Annotated in this window: 11 protein-coding genes; 5 read left to right on the top strand and 6 right to left on the bottom strand. The window is 37.2% G+C overall.

The window, feature by feature from the left end; translation table 11 throughout:
* Positions 1-16: 16 nt before the first annotated feature.
* The 3 genes from JIG37_RS22935 to JIG37_RS16125 form a co-directional block, all read right to left on the bottom strand.
* Complete coding sequence (locus JIG37_RS22935) at positions 17-1576, bottom strand: PAS domain-containing methyl-accepting chemotaxis protein (RefSeq protein ID WP_138599779.1); 1560 nt, start codon at positions 1574-1576, stop codon at positions 17-19.
* A gap of 225 nt (positions 1577-1801) precedes the next feature.
* The gene (locus JIG37_RS22930) at positions 1802-2110 is read right to left on the bottom strand and encodes an excalibur calcium-binding domain-containing protein (protein ID WP_054552227.1); all 309 of its coding nucleotides are present in this window, start codon (positions 2108-2110) and stop codon (positions 1802-1804) included.
* Between the two features lie 617 nt (positions 2111-2727).
* Positions 2728-3291 (bottom strand): YSC84-related protein, encoded by a 564-nt coding sequence (locus tag JIG37_RS16125; RefSeq protein WP_054553327.1) that lies wholly within the window; start codon positions 3289-3291, stop codon positions 2728-2730.
* Between the two features lie 134 nt (positions 3292-3425).
* Between JIG37_RS16125 and JIG37_RS16120 the strand changes: the two genes are divergently transcribed.
* Both JIG37_RS16120 and JIG37_RS16115 read left to right on the top strand, forming a co-directional pair.
* Entirely contained in the window at positions 3426-4637 is a 1212-nt protein-coding gene (locus tag JIG37_RS16120; protein ID WP_194441132.1) for a tyrosine-type recombinase/integrase, read from the top strand.
* Complete coding sequence (locus tag JIG37_RS16115; RefSeq protein WP_199529820.1) at positions 4637-5824, top strand: cation:proton antiporter; 1188 nt, start codon at positions 4637-4639, stop codon at positions 5822-5824. The genes JIG37_RS16120 and JIG37_RS16115 overlap by 1 nt, the downstream gene beginning before the upstream one ends.
* A 36-nt stretch (positions 5825-5860) precedes the next feature.
* Here the strand turns inward: JIG37_RS16115 and JIG37_RS16110 are convergent, their stop codons facing one another.
* Positions 5861-8905: an FAD-binding and (Fe-S)-binding domain-containing protein gene (locus tag JIG37_RS16110; RefSeq protein WP_199529819.1), complete on the bottom strand. Its 3045-nt coding sequence runs from the start codon at positions 8903-8905 to the stop codon at positions 5861-5863.
* A 147-nt stretch (positions 8906-9052) separates the two neighbouring features.
* Here JIG37_RS16110 and JIG37_RS16105 point away from each other — a divergent pair, with 147 nt between their 5' ends.
* A complete protein-coding gene (locus JIG37_RS16105) occupies positions 9053-9262 on the top strand; it encodes a PGPGW domain-containing protein (RefSeq protein ID WP_054553331.1) in 210 nt (69 codons plus the stop codon).
* Positions 9263-9342: 80 nt separating this feature from the next.
* Here the strand turns inward: JIG37_RS16105 and ppsA are convergent, their stop codons facing one another.
* On the bottom strand, positions 9343-11718 hold the full coding sequence (gene ppsA, locus JIG37_RS16100; RefSeq protein WP_199529818.1) for a phosphoenolpyruvate synthase: 2376 nt from the start codon (positions 11716-11718) through the stop codon (positions 9343-9345).
* A gap of 152 nt (positions 11719-11870) precedes the next feature.
* Between ppsA and JIG37_RS16095 the strand changes: the two genes are divergently transcribed.
* On the top strand, positions 11871-12680 hold the full coding sequence (locus tag JIG37_RS16095) for a pyruvate, water dikinase regulatory protein (protein WP_054553333.1): 810 nt from the start codon (positions 11871-11873) through the stop codon (positions 12678-12680).
* Between the two features lie 63 nt (positions 12681-12743).
* Here JIG37_RS16095 and JIG37_RS16090 read toward each other — a convergent pair whose 3' ends face one another.
* Entirely contained in the window at positions 12744-14093 is a 1350-nt protein-coding gene (locus JIG37_RS16090; protein ID WP_199529817.1) for a 3-deoxy-7-phosphoheptulonate synthase class II, read from the bottom strand.
* Between the two features lie 434 nt (positions 14094-14527).
* On the opposite strand from JIG37_RS16090, the gene JIG37_RS16085 reads away from it, so the two are divergent.
* Entirely contained in the window at positions 14528-15403 is an 876-nt protein-coding gene (locus JIG37_RS16085; protein WP_054553335.1) for a DNA replication terminus site-binding protein, read from the top strand.
* Positions 15404-15435 lie beyond the last annotated feature (32 nt).

Genomic DNA, 15435 nt, shown 5'->3' with positions numbered 1-15435 from the left:
CGTGGTTTTGCTTTAACTACTTAAACTGGCTAATCAAGGATGTTTGTTCTGTCACTTTACTGAGTAATGCTTCACAAAGTTGCTGCGAAGTTTGGCCAAGCTCTTTACAGTCATGAGCAAAATCTTGAGCTGCTGTTATATTTCTTGCGATCGATTGACTTGCCGTTAGCTGTTCTTTTATCGCTTGGGCTACAACACTATTAAGCTCACTTAGCTTGATTGATTGCGCTTTAATATGGTCTAAACTATCGCCACTTTGATGGGCAAGCTTAACACTTTTGGCCGACAAATCTAGTCCGTCATTCATGGCAATTTGTGCTTGTTTCGAAGCGTGGGTAAGTTGATTTAATACATTGCTAATTTCTTCTGTTGATTGCTGAGTTCTAGACGCTAGAGCTCGTACTTCTCCTGCAACTACCGCAAACCCTCTGCCATGCTCACCTGCGCGGGCTGCTTCAATTGCCGCATTTAAAGCAAGTAAATTAGTTTGATCTGCGATGGCATTAATCTCAGAAAGAATTGCCACAATATCTTGATTTCCTTGGATTAAGTTTTCTACATAATTGCTTGCGGCATTGAGTTTTTCGTCAAGTTCACTAATTGAATTTATAGTTTGTCTAACAGCAAGTGAACCGTCTTCTGTTGCTTGATTCGTTAACTCAGCAGTTTGGCTTGATTTCATCGTGCTAGACGAAAGTTCATCAATAGAAGCGGTCATTTGTTCTGTTGCTACAACAATTTGCGAAACTTCGTCAGTTTGTTTATTTAAAAGCTCCGTAACATTATGGCCAGACTCAGCACAATGTTGGGCATTGTAATTAACACCCACACTAACATCATTCACACGGCCAACAACTGCTTTTAGTTTTGCTTTTTGCATCTCAAGTGCAAGATATGCAAAGCCAGATTGATCATTGGTACCAGAATACAGGTAAGCCATTAAGGGGTTATCGTATACTTGTTTTGCTTTACTAATAAGTGCTAAATATTTTTGGCGCCAAAAATACATAAGCCCATTAGCTGATGCTAAAAATAGTACAAGTACACAATTAAAAATATTAAATCCAGCACTGAATAGGGCAGCCAGCGAGCCTAAAAAGCTAATTAGCAACAGGGCACTTATGTAAAGAGTGGCATCATACTTTACTGCTGTAGCATGAGACTTTTGGTTGTTGTTTATTTTTGCATATTCAGCAGTTGCTCTTTGTACAACTTCATCACTCTGTTTGGTTCTGACTGATTGGAATTCAATGATATTACCAGTTTTATCTTTAATAGGTGTTACAAAGGCATTCACCCAGTAGTAATCACCATTTTTACATCGATTTTTAACAGGTCCCATCCAAGATTGACCATTTTTAAGATGGTGCCATAAATCAGCAAAAGCAAGCTTTGGCATATCAGAATGACGAACGAGATTGTGAGGTTTATGCACCATTTCGTCGAGGGAATACCCGGCTATTTTACAAAATTCATCATTGGCATAAGTAATATTGCTATTTAAATCTGTAGTTGATAAGAGGATAGATGATTCAGGAAATTTAACTTCATTGCTATTTATTAGTTGGCTATTCACAGTGCTGGTCACTTTTTTAGAATAATTATAATAGTAAAGTATTGTTTATTACCGATATTATTATTGTGAAATAAACAAGGAAAGTCTTATTTAAATAAGTTTTGTCCTATATCAAGTTACACCTAAGTAATTGATATGGAATTAAGAAAATTCATATTTTTTCGTAAATGCGGAGGAAAACTTTAATTCTAAATAGAATTTAGAATTAAAGTTAAACTATAGAAATTAAAACCTAGGATCACCTTCACATAACTCACCATCATAATCACTATCTAAATCAGTATTTGGACAATGCCTATTGAAAAAATAGGCTTCTTCAATGGATGTCATTTGCTTACAGTATTGTCTGCCATCACATTCGAAATAACTTTCATTAGTAGAGAAGCGTTTTTGTTGTCTCTTATTAAAGCGTGCTTTTAAAGGTGCTATAACACGGCTATTGACTACCTCAGTAATAGATGTACCACCATTATTTGTAACGTAATATTCCCATCCCAAATACAAAAAAATTGTCAGCAAAATAAACTTTCTCATAGGACCTGCTAATAATTATAGTTATAAAGTTTGAAGAAAATGCATAAAATGTTAAAAGAGCAACTCTTCTAGTATTAAAGTATGGATATGCTACTAAGATGAAAATGAAAAGTTAAGTTTAATTAATGGTTTATCCAAGAAATCTGAATTTTCCTAGGAGGTGTAAGAAGAGATAACTTAAAAAAACCCGAACTACTTCTGATGTGGAACATCAAATGAAAAGATATAAAGTTATCAAAATTAGGTCGTTTATTTTGAATGGGCATTGTGCAAGCAAAGCAAGAGTAGATATACGAGATAGGTTTAAATGCTAAAAATATAAAAGCTTTAACATCTAAACTGTTAGAGTAATACATTAAAAATAATTACGCATAACAAACTAATCTCTTGAGAACTATAAAAAATAACTAGCTATTTGTTCAAAGAACTTATTAATTGAAAGAGCGATAAATGAGAACTCATAAAAAATTGTAAAATAGATATAAACAAGTAAATTAACTACTAGAAACAAATTATATATTACTACCCATAAATTACGTTATGTTAAATTGCTTAAGCTAATGAAAAGTGGGAGTTAGGTTACTAACTAGCCCACTTTTAGAAGGGTTTAAAATAGCTTAATTTAGCTCAGAATCTACCCAAAACTTAGTGCCTTTAAGTACCGCTTGTAACGCAAGGCCATTTTCGGTTAAGGAATAAACAGTTACTTGGTCGGCAATTGCTTCGGCAACTAAAGCACCACCTTTATCTTCATATTTTGCTGCTGCATCTGCATTTCCACCGAATGCCCAACCATGTTCAATAAAGCGATTTACTGCTGCTTGATTATGAAAAACCATCACAACATTAAAGTCTTTAACACCTAAACCTAAGCCTAAACCTGCTTCACCCATATTCATGTAAGTTGATTTACCGGTTAAGTTATTTTTTACTACACCATAACCACCGCCAAAACTGGCTAAAACAACATTTACATTGGCATTATCAAAAACCGCATAACCAGCAGAGTTAGCAATTTGTTGTTTAACATCAGGTTTTTGAGCGTAAAGCTCACTTAATGTATTGTTTTTCATGCTTTGTACTAAAGCACGTTTTTCATCGGGAGATGCACTTCCTGTTGTAGCACAACCGGTTAAAATTGTAGTGATTAAAACTAAACTAATAGCGATAAACTTTTTCATACATATTCCTTGAATATTAGTATGGCAATCTAGTTAATGTTGCAAATACTATAGATATATTAAGTCCAATACTAGACAGTATCGGACTTTATGGTAATCTTATAACTAGCTATTTTACAAGATATTACATCATTATGCTCGTTGCTCTCGTCGATACACTAAAACAACTGCGTTACCAAATTGCTCATCTTGAAGATGATACTCTTGCAACAGAATATCCAGAACTTGAACACTTTATACATCAAGTTGGATTGACTGTTGCTGAATCAAAAAATGACTTAGCTTTTGTTTATCAGTTTTTATATGTGTATGGCCGAAAATCAGAAGCCACATTTAATCGTTTTCGAAATGAGCTTGAGCGTTTTTGTTTATGGTCGTGGTTGGTTGCTGAAAAATCGGTATTTGATCTAAAACGTGAAGATATTGAAGCCTATGTTGATTTTATGGTTGAACCAGATTCAGCCTGGTTATCAAGTTCAGTGCAATGGCGTTATAAAGATGAACAAGGCATAAGACGACTAAATACAAATTGGCGCCCTTTCATAAATAAAGAAAATATTGCTAGCCAACAAACACTCGCAGCTATGTTTACAGCTTTAAATGTTTTTTATAAGTTCGCAATTTTAGAAGAAAAAACCTTTGCTAACTTTGTACCGGTTGTTAAAAAGAATAGCCCTTACTTAGTTGTGCAATCGCAAATTAAAATTCCCGATACACTTAGTGATATTCAATGGGAATATGTTTTTGGTGTTACTCGTGATTTATGTGAACAACAACCTGATTTAGAGAGAAATTTATTCACACTTGCTTGCTTAAAAGGATTGTACTTACGAATATCTGAGTTATCCGAGCGCCCTCAGTGGTCACCCGTTATGTCACATTTTTGGCAAGATAATGATGGTTTTTGGTTTCTAAGAATTATGGGTAAAGGCAATAAATTACGTGATGTTACCTTAAGTGAAGATTTTATATCATATCTAAAACGTTATAGGCTTTACCGTGGTTTACCTGCCCTGCCCCGCGTTGATGAAGCTGAGCCGTTAGTTCATAAAATTCGTGGTAAAGGTGGAATGACTGTTCGTCAAATTCGTCGTTTGGTTCAGCAAAGTTTTGATTTAGCAAAACAATCTCTTTTAGATGACGGCTTTAAAGATGATGCGGAACAACTTGAAGCGGCCACTGCTCACTGGTTAAGACATACCGGTGCAACACACGATGCCCAAACAAGACCTCTTAAACATTTATCTGAAGATTTAGGTCATGCAAAAATTGCTACGACAGATCAAATCTATATTCAAACAAATATAAAAGAACGTGCAAAGTCCGGAATAAAAAGGAAAGTGTAATGGAATATACAATACTGGCATCAGTTGGCTTAGCTTTATTATTTTATTCACTGACGATTCGGCAATTAGAGCGAACAGAAATTACCGGGCCAATGTTTTTTGTGTTGGTCGGAATTGCAATGTCTTACTTTTTGCCGAGTGAGTTTAAGTTAGGCGAAGCCGGACTCAGTGACATTTTACCTTTGGTTGAATTAACCTTAAGTATTTTTTTATTTACCGATGCCGCCAAATCAAAACTTCCCGTATTAAAACATAGTTATCAGTACCCTAGCCTGTTACTTTTTGTTGCTTTGCCGATGACATTACTGTTAGGTATAGCTGGCGGGTTGTTTTTCTTTTCGGAGTTATCACTTTTTCAATCTGCTTTGATTGCGGTAATCTTAACGCCGACTGATGCCGCGCTTAGCAAAGGAATTTTAGAATGCACATCGGTTCCAGAGAAAGTTCGCGAAGGAATAAATACGGAAAGTGGTTTGAACGATGGCCTTTGCGTACCCATCTTTTTAATTTTACTTTTATTAGCTAAAAACCCAGAAAGTGCTGTAACGACAATTGATACTTTACTTGTTTTTGCAAGAGAGTTAGGTGTAGCACTTATTGTTGCAGGCGTGTCGATGGCCGTGTTTATTCCACTTTTAAAAATAGCATTAGCACGTCATTACTTTGCAAATAATAGCAGTCCATTTTTATTGATTGGCTTAGTCATGGCTATTTTCTCTTTAACACAAAATTTTCATGGCAGTGGCTTTATTGCTGTTTTTGTTTCGGGGCTTTTATTTGATTACTTAGCACCTAAAACAATTCGTTCAACACTAGTTAAAGACTCTGAGCATATCGCTGAATTTGTTGCGCTACTAATTTGGTGTTTATTCGGTTTTGTATGTGGTCACTTAATTGTGAATGATATCACTTGGCCAATTGTTTTTTATGCATTATTAAGTGTGACGATTTTTAGAATTGTGCCGGTACTCCTTTCACTTATGTTTACTAATCTAAATTTCAAAGACAAATTTACTTTTGCGTGGTTTGGTCCTCGAGGTTTGGCGTCTATCGTTTTCACTTTAATGGTGATGGATACAGCAATTGAAAACAAAGAACAAATTGCCACAGTAACATTAACAACCATTTTATTTAGTGTGTTCATTCATGGCATGAGTACCAAGCCCATAGCAAAAAGTTACCAATAAAAAAGGCGCGTTGAGCGCCTTTTTTATTTTTACAACTTAAAGTAGCTCTGCAATTAATTGCAGTGGATGCTTTGGTTTAAATTTTTCATAGCGCTTCACTTGGCTACGACAAGAAAAGCCAGTTGCTAAAATAGTTTCAGGCTCATTACTTGAAATAATTGGTTGCCAACTCATTTCATAAAGAGCCCGTGAATTTTCTTGGTTTTGTTTTTCATGGCCGTACGTTCCTGCCATACCACAACAACCCGTACTGGTAGTTTCAAGCTGTAAATTTAGATCAGCAAAAATGGTTTGCCAAACTTTAGATGCATTCGGCATTGCTGTTGTTTCAGTACAATGACTCAACAATTTAAATGGCGAACTCGTTGTAGTGGCAAGAGTAACTTGTTTAAAGTTTTGCGTTTGAAGCCATTCATGCGCAAGCTCAACTTTAAAATCTCCACGGTTCTCTTTTAAAATTGACACATATTCATCTCGGTAACACATAACCAAAGATGCATCGAGCCCAAGTAAAGGAGCATTGATTTCACTGAGTGAATTTAAAAACTCAGCTGCATTTTTTGCTGTTGTTTTAAATTCATTTAAAAACCCTTTTACATGCTGTGCTTTACCATTAGGTTTAAATGGTAATAGCATAGGTTTTTTGCCTAACGCTTTAATGACTTTAATAAAGCTTTCGACTAATTCGGCTTCGTAAAAACTCGTGAATGGATCTTGTACTATCAGTACATATTCTGCTTGTTGTTCTTTTGAAAGCGAATTAAGTAATTCAAAATTAAATTGCTGATCTTTTGAAATACGTTTAGAAAGTTGCGGTACGCTTAAACTTGGCGTATCAACATAACCAATGGTATTTTTAATTAATCCTGAAACAAGTTTTGTATTTACTATTGGATTTACCACTTTAGCAAATTTTGCCATAACCGGCGCAGTTTGCTCAATACCTGCAACTAAGTAATCTTTTGCTGGGCGCGCATAATAACTGTGGTAGAAATTTAAAAAGCGTGAACGGAATGTTGGTACATCAACTTTTATTGGGCATGCAGTAGTACATGCTTTACAAGCTAAACATTCATCCATTGATTCTTTCACTTCGTGAGAGAAATCATAAACACCTTTTTTCTTATCGCGACTATGTTGATAGCGTTCCCACCAAGTGATCACTTCACCATTAACTAATTCTTTTTCAACATTGAGTAAATCAATATTTTCAGACTCTTGAAGTCGCAACCATTCGCGCATTAAACTTGCGCGACCTTTAGGGGAATAACGGCGGTCACCTGTTACTTTATAAGATGGACACATTGGTGATTTTTCATCGTAGTTAAAACACAGACCATTACCATTACAGGTCATCGCGTTATTAAATTCTGTTTTAACATCGATAGAAATTTCTTTGTCGAACCAGGCACGCTTTTGATCGTCAACAGAAACGAGTGAGTCTTTACTTTCAATTGGCGTACAGATTTTACCTGGGTTTACTCTGTTATTTGGATCAAATGCCGCTTTGATTTTTCGAAGTTGTGTAAATAAATGCTCGCCGAAAAACTCAGGGCCATATTCACTTCGATAACCTTTGCCATGCTCTCCCCACATCAAGCCGCCATATTTGGCAGTCAATTTAACGACTTCATCTGAAATATGACGAAGTAATTTTTCTTGCTCTGGATCACACATATCTAAAGCAGGTCGTACGTGTAATACACCGGCATCAACATGGCCAAACATACCATATTGAAGGTTGTGGTTATCGAGAAGTTCACGAAACTCGACTATAAAATCGGCTAAGTTTTCTGGTGGTACTGCAGTATCTTCAGCAAAAGCTAACGGTTTTTGACTGCCTTTTACATTTCCTAAAAGGCCCACTGACTTTTTACGCATTGCATAAATTTTTAATATATCAGCTTTGTCATTCGTTAACTGATAACCGATCACGCCATTAGTTTGTTTTTCAACACATTCATCGAGTAGCTTACAAAGAGTGTCTACTTTATCTTTAATGTCTTCTGGTGAAACCGCATTAAACTCAACCATGTTGAGCCCTTGCATATCTTTGTTTTCAACATCGGTTATTAAGTCCGATACTGAATGCCAAATGATATCTTCTCGAGCAAGGTTAAGTACTTTGCTATCGACTGTTTCTACAGAAGTTGCATTTGCTGCAACTAGAAATGGTGAATGACGAAGTGCAGAATCAAAGCTATCGTATTTAATATTGATTAATGTTTTAAATTCAGCAATGGGCGTAATATTTAGTTTTGCTTCAGTAACTATACCTAATGAACCTTCGGAGCCAGTAATTAATCGGCTCATATCAAAGGTTTGTAAATCATCAGAAAAAATATGTTCTAAATCGTAGCCGGTCAGAAAACGGTTTAAACGTGGGAATTTTTCTAAAATAGCGTCTCGATTCTCAAGGCCAATATCAAGAACTGTTTTATATAACTTACCTACTGTCGTGTTTTGCTCAGCAATAACTTTTGCTTTTTCGACAGGCATAGGGGTTGTTGACATTTCAGTGCCATCAACAAGATAAGTTGTTAGGCCTAAAACGTGATCACTTGTTTTGCCATAAACCAAAGAGCCTTGACCTGATGCATCTGTATTTATCATTCCACCGATTGTTGCACGGTTACTAGTTGATAAATCGGGCGCAAAGAAAAAACCGTAAGGACGCAAAAAGTCGTTTAATTGGTCTTTTATTACACCCGTTTGCACGCGCACCCAGTTTTCTTCGACATTGATTTCTAAAATTTCACGCATGTAGCGAGATAAATCAACAACTATACCTGGGGTTAGCGATTGACCATTAGTACCTGTACCACCTCCGCGTGGACCAAAAGTCAGTGATAAAAACGGATCACGAGAAGCAATTTGCATAGCAAGTTGTATGTCTTTTGCTGACTTTGGAAAGATGACACCTTGAGGTACCTGTTGGTAAACGCTGTTATCGGTTGATAAACTTAAACGTGTAGAAAAGCTTGCATCGGTATCACCACTAAAACCTTGTTTTTGTATTGTATCTAAGTAATTAGAAACGAGTTCTGTGGTGGCTTGTTGTTGGCTTATTGTTGCTATCATGACGGTGATAAATTAAGGCATTTTGCAAATTATATCATGCTAATAGCTAAGATAAATTGAAGATTTTACAGTTTGTAACACTCTTTTTATCGATTTCGGGGGCAATACTTTTATACTGTGTATTAAAGCAGCAAATGAGATAGCCAGATGAAAAAAATTGCATTAATCAGTTTAGGTGCCTTGTGCATGTTATTGGGTTTAGTTTTTGTTATTATTCCCGGACCGTCGCTGATCTTCTTTATTGCAGGACTTTTCTGTTTATCTTTTTACTATCCTAAAGCGCGTGATTATTTAACCTTGTGCCAAAAGGCTCTGACTAAGTCATGTGCTTATATAGATAAAAAACTTGCTCGCTGATTTCTAATTGAGCTACAAAAATGCCAGCTAAGTGCTGGCATTTTTTATATCAGAATCTTTATTTTAATTAAATAAAGTACTTAGTCGGCTAATTTCTTAGCAAGATATAACCAAGTTTCTAATACTGTATCTGGGTTTAGAGAAACAGAATCAATGCCCTGCTCAACTAACCAAGCTGCAAAGTCTTCATGATCTGAAGGACCTTGACCACAAATACCTACGTATTTGCCTTTTGCTTTAGCAGTTTGAATAGCCATTGATAATAGTTTCTTGATTGCAGGGTTACGCTCATCAAATAGATGCGCAATTAAACCTGAGTCACGGTCAAGACCTAATGTTAACTGAGTTAAGTCGTTTGAACCGATAGAGAAACCATCGAAATACTCTAAGAACTCATCTGCAAGTAACGCGTTTGATGGTAATTCACACATCATGATTACTTTCAGACCATTTTCGCCACGTTTAAGACCATGTTCTTCAAGTAATTCAATAACGCGCTTACCTTCTTCAAGCGTACGAACAAATGGGATCATGATTTCAATATTAGTCATACCCATTTCGTTGCGAACACGTTTAATCGCTTCACACTCTAACGCGAAACAGTCACGGAAATCTTCAGAGATATAACGTGCTGCACCACGGAAACCAATCATTGGGTTTTCTTCTTCCGGCTCATATTGCTGGCCGCCAACAAGGTTTGCATATTCGTTTGACTTAAAGTCAGACATACGAACAATGACACGCTCAGGTGCAAACGCACAACCTAGTGTTGCAATACCTTCAACAAGCTTAGAAATATAGAATTCTACAGGTGATTCATAACCTGCAATCATTTCTGAGATTTCAGCTTTTAGCTCGTCAGATTGCGCATCAAAATTAAGAAGTGCTTTAGGGTGAACACCAATCATTCGGTTGATTACGAATTCAACACGCGCAAGGCCAACACCGGCATGAGGTAAGCGAGCAAAGTCGAATGCACGATCAGGGTTACCTACGTTCATCATAACTTTCATTGGTAATTCTGGCATTTCATCAACACGTGAAGTAAGTACTTCGTAATCTAAAATACCTTCGTAGATATAACCTGTGTCACCTTCGGCACACGATACAGTTACATCTTGGCCTGCTTTAATTAAATCAGTTGCATTACCACAACCAACAACTGCAGGAATACCTAATTCACGAGCAATGATTGCCGCGTGACAAGTACGTCCACCACGGTTTGTAACAATCGCAGCGGCACGTTTCATGATTGGCTCCCAGTCTGGGTCAGTCATGTCAGTAACTAGAATGTCGCCTTGTTGTACTTTGTCCATTTCATCAATTGAATCTAGTACGCGTACAGTACCTGAACCAATCTTGTGACCAATTGCACGGCCTTCAGCAACAACTGTGCTTGTACCATTTAATTGGAAACGCTCCATAACGTTAGCGTCTTCGTTTGAACGAACTGTTTCTGGACGTGCTTGAACGATGTAAAGTTTACCGTCGTTGCCGTCTTTTGCCCACTCGATGTCCATTGGACGACCGTAGTGCTTTTCAATAATAACAGCTTGCTTTGCAAGTTCTTGAACTTCAGCATCTGTGATTGAGAATTTGTTTGAAAGTGACGAATCTACGTCAACAATTTCAACTTGCTTACCATGTGATTCATCCGCTGAGTAAATCATTTGGATTGCTTTTGAACCAATGTTACGGCGAACTACCGCTGGTTTACCGTTAGCAAGAGTTGGTTTATGAACATAAAATTCATCTGGGTTTACAGCACCCTGTACAACCATTTCACCAAGACCATAGCTTGAAGTGACAAATACAACATCTTCAAAGCCAGATTCAGTATCAATACTGAACATAACACCTGAAGCTGCTTTATCTGAACGAACCATGCGTTGGATACCAGCTGATAATGCAACACCACGATGATCATAACCTTGGTGAACACGGTAAGAAATAGCGCGGTCATTAAATAGTGAGGCAAACACGTGTTTGATTGCAGTCATTACTGCATCAATACCACGTACGTTTAAAAACGTTTCTTGTTGTCCTGCGAATGAAGCGTCTGGCATGTCTTCTGCTGTAGCAGATGAGCGAACTGCAAATGAAACATCTTGTGATGCGTCGCCGTGTAGTTGGCTATATGCGTCGCGGATGGCTTGGTCTAGGTTAGGTTGGAATGGTGTATCGATAATCCATTGGCGGATTTCGGCACCGACTTTAGCGAGTGTATTTACATCATCCACATCCAATGTGTCTAAAATATCGTGGATTTTTGAGTTTAATCCAGATTGCTCTAGAAACTCATTGAATGCATCAGCGGTTGTAGCGAAACCACCTGGCACTTGAACACCAGCGTTAGCTAGGTTTGAGATCATTTCACCAAGTGAAGCGTTTTTACCGCCAACACGAGGAACATCTTGCATACCAAGCTCTTGATACCAGAGAACGTATTCTTGCACGGATCTTTCTCCATAAACAAATTGTAGTACTAACTGTGAGAGTTAAGAAAGAAAACCTTCTAAAAAGGTCGTAGTCATTCTACACTGGCAACAGACCTCACGTAAACCGTGAAGCCCCTATTTTGCAGATAAAGGTAATAAAAAGGTTAAATATGAGAACTGCATTTTATATTTCTGATGGAACAGCAATCACCTCTGAAGTCTTTGGTCATGCGACCTTATCTATGTTTCCTGTTGAGTTTAATCACAAAACAATTCCTTTTGTTGAAACAGAAAAAAAAGCAATTGAAGTTAAGAACTTAATTAATTCAACAGCGCAACGTGATGGAGAACAGCCACTCGTGTTCTTCACTTTTGTAAACCACGAGCTAAGTGAAATTATTAAATCGTCTTGCGCGGTGTGTTATGACTTTTTATCACAATACAGTGATAAAATTTCTCAAGAGTTAAAAGTTGCGCCAGTACCAAAGGTTCATAGAACGCATTCGATGCACGAGAAAAGTTATGATTTTCGTATTGATGCGGTTAACTATGCGTTGACCAATGATGATGGCGCTAACATTAAAAACTATGCTGAAGCCGACATTATTTTAGTAGGTGTTAGCAGAAGCGGTAAAACACCAACTAGTTTATACCTGGCATTACAATATGGTATCAAAGCGGCGAATTACCCGCTGACAGAAGATGATTTAGAAAGAGGCACCCTGCCTGAGTGTTTAAAAGCTTACAAACATAAACTTTTTGGTTTAACGATTGACCCTGTTCGCCTTGCCGATATTCGCCAGCGTCGTATGGCTAATTCAAAATATGCATCTTTAAAGCAGTGTCGTATCGAAGTGCGTGAAGTAGAAATGCTTTATAAAAAACAGAAGATTCAATTTTTAAATTCGACTCATCATTCAGTAGAAGAAATTTCTGCAAAGATTATATCTGATACTGGTCTTGAAAGACGTAAGTACTAACTTATTTTAGTATCGGACATTAAAGAAGGCTGCAATATGCAGCCTTTTTTGGATAACTTAGTGTTACTTACGTGCGTCTTTTAATAAATCAGCAACTAAGAAACCTAGTTCTAAAACTTGATCTGCATTTAGGCGTGGGTCGCACTGAGTGCGGTAGCGCTGTGCTAAATCTTCATCAGATAAGCCATATGCACCACCAGTACATTCAGTCACGTGCTGGCCAGTCATTTCAAGGTGAACACCACCTGGGTATGAACCTTCAGCTTTGTGTACTGCGAAGAACTGGCTAATTTCACGAAGAATATTATTAAAGCTACGTGTTTTATAACCTGAGCTCGCTTTCTCAGTATTACCATGCATTGGATCTGAGCTCCAAATAACTTTACGGCCTTCTTGTTGTACTTTACGTACTAGTGCCGGTAGTTTCTCTGGCAGTACATCAGCACCCATTCGCGTAATTAACGTTAAGCGACCTGGAATGTTATCTGGGTTAACTGCATCGATAAGTTTGATTAGCTCATCTGGGTCCATACCTGGCCCAACTTTCACACCAATTGGATTTTTAATACCTTTAAAGAATTCGATGTGTGCATGATCAAGTTGACGTGTACGTTCACCAATCCAAACAAAGTGTGCAGAACAATCGTACCAATCACCTGATAAGTGGTCACGGCGTGTTAGAGCTTCTTCATAGCCCAATAATAACGCTTCATGCGATGTAAATAAGTCTGTTTCTTTTAAGCTCGGTGCAACGGTTGAGTCGATACCACACACTTCCATAAATTCAAGCGCATCTTGAATTCTGTCAGCTAGTTGTTGGTATTTCTCTTTAAGCGGATTTGCGGCAACGAAGCCCATGTTCCAGCGATTTACTTGATGCAAATCGGCTAAACCACCTTGCGCGAAAGCGCGTAATAAATTTAGCGTTGCAGCACTATGATGATATGCAGTCATCAATCGCTGTGGATCAGGTACTCGGGCTTGCTCTGTGAATTCAAAACTATTGATGATATCGCCACGGTACGAAGGTAATGAAACACCATCAATTGTTTCGTAATCTGATGAGCGAGGCTTAGCGTACTGACCTGCCATACGCGCAATTTTAACTACAGGGCATTTACCACCATAAGTTAAAACAACGGCCATTTGTAAAAGTGTTTTAAATGTATCGCGGATATTTGCGGCATTAAAGTCACTAAATGACTCTGCACAATCACCACCCTGTAATAAGAAGGCTCTACCTTCACATACAGCTTCTAGTTGTTTGTATAAGCTACGCGTCTCTTCGGCAAATACCAAAGGTGGTGCGCTTTTTAATTGCCCTTCAACAGATTTAAGGGCTTCTTGATCTGGGTACTCTGGCTGCTGAAGTATCGGCAGTTTTCTCCAGCTGTCTGGGTTCCACGATTGCATGTTCTTTCCTCATTCCTAACATAGACCGTTAACGAAAACTAACTTATTGCACGTACTAAGTTCAAGGACAATATTCAGCTATTTACGATTATTTCGTTATTTGATAAATAGTTTAGATATTAACAATTAGGGTTCCAGCATTTTATTCTTTAAAACCAGTCACTTACACTTTTTTGGTTACCTTATTAGTTGCCTCACAACACAAGAACACATCGTACTTATACAAGGCCTTACTGTAACCTCAGCTTTACATGCTTAAAATAGACTTTTCAAGTCCTACATTGATCAAATTAAAAACTTGTACTAAAGGACAGCAAGGAACACATCATACTTAATTCAACTTTAGGATGAGGTCAGCAAAATACAAAAATTTAACTACAAAAGAACAGGGTATAAGGTTAGAATAAAACTAACAATAAGTAAGATGTGTTCCTATGAGTACAAAGTTAGAAATACGCAGTCAGTTTGATTTAGTCAGTGAATTGACTCATTTGTTTTGTGAAGAATTAAAAGAAGTGGGTTTTGATAAGGCTTCATATTATCAACTGCCAGATATCGATGTAAACGACGAAAAGAAAGTTCCTTCTTCAATTAGTGTACATAAAATTGAAGGCGATGATGCTCATAAATTAATTCTAAATTCCTTTGGTGATTTTTATAAAAAGTCAGGATTAAGTAGTCGAGTATTAAAAAGGCATCCAGGCTTATTAGTTTTAAAAGATGTCGATAAGCAACATTTCATTGCAAGGATAAATCAATTAAATAAAGCCAAAGCTGATTTTAAAAATAGTGTTATAGCTATCGATAATAATGATGCGAGGTTTGAAGCTGTTCACAATGCTGTTCCAAATCTCATTACCCTTGCAGCATATCGTAAGATCCATTTTGAAACTGAATCGCCCTACTCTGTTCGTTTTACTTGGATGCACAAACACGCAACTAAAACGCTAACAAAAAAAATGGCCTTAGCAATGTTGGATAAATCGGCTAGTTATTCTAACCCAAGAATGATCGACCAACACGCTTGGCAAGCGCTAGTTGCACAAGAGCAAAGTCGTGTTGCAAGTTTAGGTGATAAAGAAAAATTGCGAATTCGTAGACCAACAAGAGTTAGCCCACAAGTTAATGTAAGATATACAGCTAAAAATCGATATCATGTTAGTGCTGCTTTACCTTTTATTTTGATAAACCCAGAACCAGATGTAAAACTGGGTACATTAACTGATTATCAAAAACCTGAAAGCCACCCTCGAAAAAGAGAATATGATTTCTTAGTTGATAGACTTTACTTAGAACAAGTGACAGATTGATTATGTTAAAAAGGCCACATATGTGGCCTTTT

It is taken from the genome of Pseudoalteromonas sp. bablab_jr010 (assembly GCF_016464105.1).
GTDB classification, from domain to species: domain Bacteria; phylum Pseudomonadota; class Gammaproteobacteria; order Enterobacterales; family Alteromonadaceae; genus Pseudoalteromonas; species Pseudoalteromonas simplex.
The sequence above is the reverse complement of the archived record's forward strand: the minus strand, read 5'-3'. Positions and strand labels throughout refer to the sequence as shown.

What these genes read in the sequence shown, in the direction of transcription:
- JIG37_RS16095 (WP_054553333.1), top strand. Translation starts at nt 11,871, where the DNA reads ATGAGAACTGCATTTTATATTTCTGATGGAACAGCAATCACCTCTGAA.
- JIG37_RS16115 (WP_199529820.1), top strand. Translation starts at nt 4,637, where the DNA reads ATGGAATATACAATACTGGCATCAGTTGGCTTAGCTTTATTATTTTAT.
- JIG37_RS16105 (WP_054553331.1), top strand. Translation starts at nt 9,053, where the DNA reads ATGAAAAAAATTGCATTAATCAGTTTAGGTGCCTTGTGCATGTTATTG.
- JIG37_RS22930 (WP_054552227.1), bottom strand. Translation starts at nt 2,110, where the DNA reads ATGAGAAAGTTTATTTTGCTGACAATTTTTTTGTATTTGGGATGGGAA.
- JIG37_RS16110 (WP_199529819.1), bottom strand. Translation starts at nt 8,905, where the DNA reads ATGATAGCAACAATAAGCCAACAACAAGCCACCACAGAACTCGTTTCT.
- JIG37_RS16125 (WP_054553327.1), bottom strand. Translation starts at nt 3,291, where the DNA reads ATGAAAAAGTTTATCGCTATTAGTTTAGTTTTAATCACTACAATTTTA.
- JIG37_RS16090 (WP_199529817.1), bottom strand. Translation starts at nt 14,093, where the DNA reads ATGCAATCGTGGAACCCAGACAGCTGGAGAAAACTGCCGATACTTCAG.
- JIG37_RS16120 (WP_194441132.1), top strand. Translation starts at nt 3,426, where the DNA reads ATGCTCGTTGCTCTCGTCGATACACTAAAACAACTGCGTTACCAAATT.
- JIG37_RS16085 (WP_054553335.1), top strand. Translation starts at nt 14,528, where the DNA reads ATGAGTACAAAGTTAGAAATACGCAGTCAGTTTGATTTAGTCAGTGAA.